Raw genomic sequence first — 4,668 nt, 5'->3', positions numbered from 1 at the left:
TAAGCACGGTTTGCGGTCCCCGGACCGTGCCCAACTCCCCACAATTCGGCCGCCGCGCGATCAGGCGGGCCCGGCCTCGTGAACGCTCAGCGTGCGGCGGTCTGGGGCGTGTGCGCGGTGCCAGTCGTGTCGGCCAACCGCGCGGCCGGCACCAGGCCTGGACGGGTGTCCAGCCGGAAGCCGGGATCGATCTGGCTGGTGAGGTCGACCCCGACCGCGTCGTTCGCCCAGGACCGGGCGTTCTTCACATGGAACTCGATCACCTGTCGGTGCAGTCGGTCCCAGTCGCGTTCGGTGTCGTCCACGACGGCGACGATGTGGTCCAACGCGGCGATGTTGGCCGGTTCGAGGTCCGCGATGCCGGTGGCGCGGCCCTGTTCCATCGCTCGGACGGCAGCCGACTGCTCCAGGTGGACCAGCAGGTCGTCGCCGATCCGGTCACGCAGGAACTGCAGGTCCCGCTCGTCGCTTACCTTGTTACCGATGACCGAGATCGGGATGTCGTGGTCGGCGGCGTAACCGCGGTACTGCTCGTAGACGGCGACGCCCTTGCGGGTGGGTTCGGCGACCAGGAAGGTGCGGTCGAACCGGGTGAACAGCCCGGAGGCGAACGAGTCGGCGCCGGCGGTCATGTCGACGACGACATATTCTGTGGGTCCGTCCACGAGGTGGTTGAGCAGTAGCTCGACGGCGCCGACCTTGGAGTGGTAGCAGGCGACGCCGAGGTCCTCCTCGGTGAAGGCGCCGGTGACCATCAGGCGGACCCCGTTGATGTCGACGCTCAACCGGTGGTGGATCGGGCTCGGCCCGGTGACGGTCAGCAGCCGCGAGCCGGTGCCGGGCGGTGTGGTCTTGACCATCTCCCGCGCCGACGGGATGCGCGGGTTCTCGCCACGCAGGTACTCCTTGATCTCGTCGAGGTGGTCGCCGAGCGCGGGGATGGCCGCGGCGGAGTCCTCGTCGAGCCCGAGGGCGACTGCCAGGTGCTGGTTGATATCGGCGTCGAGGGCCAGCACGGGCCGACCCCGGCTGGCCAGGTGACGGGCGACGAGGGAAGACAGCGTGGTCTTGCCGCTTCCGCCCTTGCCCACAAAAGCGATCTTCACAGAGATTTCCTCGATGTCGTGGCGGCGCTGCCGCGAGCATGCCGAACGGGTACTCCAGCCGCGAGGCGCCGATCGACGAGACCCGTGATCCCCCGCGGACGGGAGCGGAGCCCATCGAGCCCGGGTCCCCCCGGATCCCCCGGGTCCTCCCAGATCCTCATGGAAGGGCATGGGAGGGCGGGGAGTGGTCTGACCCTGGTCGGGCCGACGCGCTGCAGCCTTGCCACAAAGGATAACGGTGTTCATTTCGAATGTGTGCAGGGTGCCCGGCCGGGCCGGCGTGGTCGTCACCCGGCGAGCGGTGGAAACGCCTCACCGCGCCGCCGCATCACGCGTGCGCGGGGACTCGCGTGATCGAAATCGTGATCGAAATCGCGAGGATGCCAGCCGACAGTCCCGTCACCCGCATCATCGTCCAAGAGTGATGTTCCGGGTGAGTGATGTTCCGGTTTGTCGGCACCTGCGGGTCCGGTCAGAGCGGCCGGGTTGCCCGTCGTGCCCCCAGGACGCGGGCCCACGGCGGCCGCTTTTGCTCGCGGGGCTGTCGGTAGCGTCGCCTGTGCAGGCGCACGCCGCCGCCTTTCATGCTCACCCAGCCTCCCGGGCCCATTCGCACGATCGCCTTGGGCCCCGGGGCGCGGCCGGCGAACCGCCAGGAGATGGCCACCGCTCCGGCGACCATTTCCCCGACAATCACAATCTTGGTCAGGTCGAGGGGCTGGCCGTATGGCAACGGCGCGACGCGGGCCGGAACCAGGGGGGGTTCCACAATCACCACCTCCTCGTCGGCGTCCTGCCGACAGTGATGAGCGTGCCCTTCGCCCGCGTAGGCGACATCCGACCCGCGGTGCTCGGATCCGGGACCTGTTTCCCACCAGGGCGGGTCCTTCGACCCGGTTGAGGCACAACGATGATCCGGCGTGGCGATGGTCTGGTGTGGGTGTCAGTCCTCACTCGTCTTCTTCATGGCGTAGACGGCGGCCTGGGTCCGGCTGGTCAGGCCGAGTTTTTCGAGGATGCTGGAGACGTAGTTCTTCACGGTCTTCTCGGAGAGATGTATCCGGGTACCTATCTGCCGGTTAGTGAGACCTTCGGCGATGTGTTGGAGGATCTCGCGTTCCCGGGCGCTGAGGGAGGCCAGCGTCGGGTCTTCCCTGGGCCCTTGGCGCATTCTGTCGAGGACGCGGCGGGTGACCGATGGCGAGAGCAGCGACCCGCCGGCGGCCACGGTGCGGATGGCGCTCACCAGGTCGTTGCCGCGGATCTCCTTCAGGACGTAGCCGGCGGCACCGGCCATGATGGCGGAGAACAGGGCCTCGTCGTCGTCATAGGACGTGAGAATGAGGCAGGCGACGTCTGGATGGGCGGAGCGGATGTCGCGGCACACGTCGATGCCGCTTCCGTCGGGGAGTCGGCCATCGAGGACGGCCACGGTGGGCAGGAGCGCCGGGATTCTGCGGATCGCCTCGGCGGCGAGTCCGGCCTCGCCGACCACCTCGATGTCGTCGTGGCGATCGAGAGTCTGCCGTAGACCGTTACGCACGATTTCGTGGTCGTCGAGAATGAATACCCGGATCGTCTTCATGCGGAGGAGGATACGGTGCCGTCCTCGGAGCCGCCACGCTGTGAAATGGATGCCGGGTTCGGGACCTTCGGCCCTTGGCCTGGCCCTTGGCCCGGTGCCGACGGGTGCCCGCCGGCACCGCGGCGGCGCGTCGGAGGCGGGGGACTGTAGGGACGTTGGCCCCAGGCAGGACGGACCTTCGTTCCCTCCACGCACGACCCAAGCATGCTGCCGCGGCCGCCGGGACGCGGGCAGGCTCGTGCCATGAGCCCGGAGACCGCGGTGAACCCGCTCCCGGCGGGGCGAGACGCGTCGGCCTCGGCGCCAGCGGTAGCGCCGACGGTGGCGTCGGGGCCTCCTGCCGGGGTCGTCGAGACGGCGCGGTCCGTGCTCGTCTTCCTCGGAGATCGTGTCTTCAAGGTCAAGAAGCCGGTCGACCTCGGTGTCGTGGATTTCCGGAGCCGGCAGGCGCGGCTGGCCGCCTGCGAGGCCGAGGTGAGGCTCAATCGTCGCCTCGCGCCCGACGTCTACCTCGGCGTCGCCGATGTCATCGGACCGGACGGGGAGCCCTGCGACCACATGGTCGTGATGCGGCGACTGCCCGAGATGCGCCGGCTGTCGACGCTTGCTGAAGGTGGCACCGAGGCCACGGCGGAGATCCACGCCCTCGCCCGGGTGCTGGTCGACTTCCACGCCCGGTGCGAGACCTCGCCCCGGATCGCCGACGCGGGTGGCCTGGACCGCCTGCGTGGGCGGTGGGACGCCTGCTTCGCCCGGGTACAGCGTGACCACGGCGCGGCGGTGAGCACCAGTATCCTCGACCACGTGAACCGCCTCGCCGTGCGGTACCTCGACGGCCGCGACGAGCTCCTGCGGGAGCGGCGCGAGGCCGGGCGGATCCGCGACGGGCACGGCGATCTGTCCGCCGCGGACATCTTCTGCCTTGACGACGGGCCCAGGGTGCTCGACTGCCTGGAGTTCGAACCTGGGCTGCGGGCGGCCGACGTCCTCGCGGACGCCTGCGCGCTGGCAGCCGACCTCGAGTGGCTCGGACGCCGCGATCTCGCCCGGCTCTTCCTCGATCACTACCGTGAGATGGCTGGTGAGACCCATCCTCGGTGGTCGCTCGAGGATTTCTACTGGGCGCTGGCCGCGCTGGGTCGCTGCCAGGCGGCGTGCCAGCGTGTCGCGGCCGGAGAGAACGCGGCGGCGGAGGCGCGGGCCTTCGCTGACCTGGCACTGGCCCGGTTGCGCTGGGGCCGGGTCCGGCTCGTGCTGGTCGGCGGCCAGCGCGGCACCGGGAAGTCCACGCTCGCCGACGGGCTCGCCGGCACGGAGCGGTGGACCGTGCTCCGCTTCGACGACGTCGCGGCGGACCTGGCGGCCTCGGCCAGCCGTCACGATCTCGAGGCGGGGGGATGGGCAGAGGCGGGGGGATGGGCACCGGCCGACGACGTCGACGCGGTCCACCAGGAGCTGCTGCGCCAGGCCGGCACGGCGCTGCGCCGCGGCGAGTCCGTCGTGGTCGACGCACCGTGGAACCGGCACAGCCAGCGCGCGCAAGCGGCCGATGTCGCTCGCCGTGCCTCCGCGGACCTGGTGCAACTGCGCTGCACGGCTCCGCCCGATCTCGCGGCGACCCGTACCGGCCGGCGTTCCGCGGCAACTACCGCGGTAGCCACCGCCACAGGGTCCTTCGGCCCCGGCCGTCTCGCCGACACCGTCTCCCGGATCGAACCCTGGCCGGAAGCCAAGATCATCAATACGGCGGTGGCCATCGCCGAGTCGCTGCACAACGCCCGCCGTGCCGCGGCCTGATCGGCACGCGAAGCGATGTTCCGCAGTGTTCCGCAGTGCTCCTCGGCGTTACGCAGTGTTACGGGTGTTACGGGTGTTCTGGGGAAGAGCGGATGGCCCGGGACCGGCCACCGCCGGGCGCAGGTGACGCATCGACAGCTGGTGGGGATCGCCAATTGCATCCGCGGCGACCGACCCGCT

The 4,668-nt window shown here is 70.1% G+C and carries 4 protein-coding genes; 1 reads left to right on the top strand and 3 read right to left on the bottom strand.

Translation table 11 applies throughout. From position 1 onward, the window contains the following. Nucleotides 1–86: 86 nt before the first annotated feature. The 3 genes from AC08OU_RS22705 to AC08OU_RS22695 form a co-directional block, all read right to left on the bottom strand. Nucleotides 87–1,106: an ATP-binding protein gene (locus tag AC08OU_RS22705; RefSeq protein ID WP_476602103.1), complete on the bottom strand. Its 1,020-nt coding sequence runs from the start codon at nucleotides 1,104–1,106 to the stop codon at nucleotides 87–89. 472 nt (nucleotides 1,107–1,578) lie between these two features. After that, nucleotides 1,579–1,875, bottom strand: coding sequence for a hypothetical protein (locus AC08OU_RS22700; RefSeq protein ID WP_476602104.1), 297 nt, complete (start codon nucleotides 1,873–1,875; stop codon nucleotides 1,579–1,581). A gap of 174 nt (nucleotides 1,876–2,049) precedes the next feature. Next, entirely contained in the window at nucleotides 2,050–2,691 is a 642-nt protein-coding gene (locus AC08OU_RS22695; RefSeq protein ID WP_476602105.1) for a response regulator, read from the bottom strand. 243 nt (nucleotides 2,692–2,934) lie between these two features. Here AC08OU_RS22695 and AC08OU_RS22690 point away from each other — a divergent pair, with 243 nt between their 5' ends. After that, entirely contained in the window at nucleotides 2,935–4,488 is a 1,554-nt protein-coding gene (locus tag AC08OU_RS22690) for a bifunctional aminoglycoside phosphotransferase/ATP-binding protein (protein ID WP_476602106.1), read from the top strand. Nucleotides 4,489–4,668: the final 180 nt, after the last annotated feature.

The sequence above is a fragment of the Frankia sp. CcMO1 genome (genome assembly GCF_977945845.1).
The sequence above is the reverse complement of the archived record's forward strand: the minus strand, read 5'-3'. Positions and strand labels throughout refer to the sequence as shown.